1 protein-coding gene is annotated in these 1,731 nt (G+C 36.7%); it reads left to right on the forward strand.

Annotation, left to right across the window (positions count from 1 at the left end; genetic code table 11):
* A partial coding sequence (locus U9Q18_03680; protein ID MEA3313456.1) for a PAS domain S-box protein occupies nucleotides 1–1,731 on the forward strand: 1,731 nt, incomplete at both ends.

Here is a 1,731-nt window from a genome sequence, read left to right on the forward strand (position 1 = left end):
GAAGACCGGAAAACAATTGTTCCTAAAGTGCAAAAACATGTGGAAAATGCCGAACCTTACGAAGTAGAATTCCGCTTAAAATGCAAAGATGGAAGCTGGAAGTGGATTTCAGGCAGAGGTAAAAGTTTTGAAATTGATAAAAATGGTAAGCCACAGAGAGCCGTGGGTTTGCATGTGGACATCACCGAACGGAAGCAAGCCGAAGAAAAAATTAAGTCAAGTAACCAACAACTAAGAGCAACAAACCAACAATTAAAAGCAAGTGAACAACAACTCGATGCTCAAAACCAGCAGCTACAAGCAGGCGAGCAACAATTAAGAGCTGCAAATCAACAACTTACGGCCGACGAACAAAAACTTCGCAATATTTTTGAAAACACCACAAACCTTTTTTATTCACATACTCCGGAACATGTTCTTACCTGTCTTAGTCCGCAGGTTGAAGATATCTTAGGTTATACACAAGAAGAAGCAATGATCAATTGGACGGAACTCGCATCTGACAATCCCATAAATGAAATAGGTTTTAAAAACACTGTAAAAGCTATTGAAACCGGTAAACGCCAACCATCTTACGAGCTGGAATTGATAAAAAAGGATGGTACAAAGGTCTTAGTGGAAGTAAGAGAAGCTCCAATTGTAGAACACGGAAAAACAACCGCGATAGTAGGATCTTTGACGGACATCACCGAGCGCAAGCGGTCAGAAGAAGATTTGAAAAAAAATGAGCAATTTTTGAATGATATTTTAAATAGTGTTCAGGATGGTATCAGTGTACTTAATCCTAATCTAACTATCCGCCATGTAAATGATAAAATAAAAGAATGGTATAAAGAAAACCTTCCTTTGGAAGGGAAAAAGTGCTATGAAGTATATCAAAATCTAAAAAAGCATTGTGATCCCTGTCCAACGCTTCGTTGTTTCGAATCCGGTAAAACAGAATGGAATATTGTTCCCGGACCAAAGGATTCTCCTGTTGAGTGGATTGAACTTTTTAGTTATCCTATCAAAGAAACAAATTCAGATAAAGTAACAGGAGTTATTGAATTTGTGCGTGACATCACCGAACGGAAGCAAGCCGAAGAAAAAATTAAGTCAAGTAACCAACAACTAAGAGCAACAAACCAACAATTAAAAGCAAGTGAACAACAACTCGATGCTCAAAACCAGCAGCTACAAGCAGGCGAGCAACAATTAAGAGCTGCAAATCAACAACTTACGGCCGACGAACAAAAACTTAAGGAAAGTGAAGAGCAATATAAACTTCTTATTGAAAATCAAACTGACCTGATAGTAAAAGTCGATTTAGAAGGACGATTTCTGTATGTAAGTCCATCATATTGCAAATTGTTTGGTAAAACTGAAAAAGATCTACTCGGTCAAAAATTCATACCCTTGGTTCATGAAGACGATGTAAAGAAAACAGAAATCGCAATGAAAGATCTATATAAGCCACCTTATACTTGTTATTTAGAACAAAGAGCAAAAACCAAGGATGGATGGAAATGGTTGAGTTGGACTGACACAGCTGTTCTAAATGATAATAATGAAGTAATAGAGATTATCGGCTTAGGTCAAGATATCACCGAGCGCAAGCAGGCGGAGGAAGAAATAAAAAAGAGAATGAATGAATTGGAAATTTTCAATGATGCTGCTGTGGATAGAGAATTAAAAATTATCGAATTGAAAAAAGAAATAAATGACATGCTTGTAAAATTAAATAAAAAAGAA

This window comes from Caldisericota bacterium (assembly GCA_034717215.1).
In the GTDB taxonomy this organism is placed as follows: Bacteria; Caldisericota; Caldisericia; order Caldisericales; family Caldisericaceae; genus UBA646.